This window comes from Borborobacter arsenicus (assembly GCF_003934165.1).
GTDB lineage: Bacteria > Pseudomonadota > Alphaproteobacteria > Rhizobiales > Rhizobiaceae > Pseudaminobacter > Pseudaminobacter arsenicus.
Genome location: NZ_RKST01000110.1, coordinates 1 through 432 on the forward strand (window position 1 = coordinate 1; position 432 = coordinate 432).

At 61.8% G+C, this 432-nt stretch carries 1 protein-coding gene; it reads left to right on the plus strand.

Annotated features, from left to right (window positions below; genetic code table 11):
- Positions 1-432, plus strand: a 432-nt coding sequence (locus tag EET67_RS25430; RefSeq protein ID WP_165900052.1) for a transposase, incomplete at both ends; no start/stop codon positions are given.

The window sequence follows — 432 nt, forward strand, 5'->3', positions numbered from 1 at the left end:
GCCTGACGATGCCGGTGAGCAACGACACCCTGTTGCGTGTCGTGCGCCGGCGGACTGAGCAGCCGCGTGACAAGCTCGCCATCATCGGTATCGACGACTTCGCATTCCGACGCGGCCAGCGATACGGGACAATTGTCTGCGACCTCGAACGGCGCAGGCCCGTGACATTGCTTCCAGATCGGGAACAGGACACCTCGCGGGCCTGGCTCGCAGGACATCCGTCGATCTCGATTGTCGCCCGCGATCGAGGTGGTGGATATGGAGAGGCAATCGCCAAAGCGCTGCCTCATGCCGACCAGGTGGCAGATCGATGGCATCTGATGGAGAACGCGAGCCGCGCCTTTCTCGACGCTGTCGGCAAATCCATGCGTCAGATCCGAAAAGCGGTCGGCAGCTCCGTGATCGATCCCAAACTTCTGACCTATGCCGAAC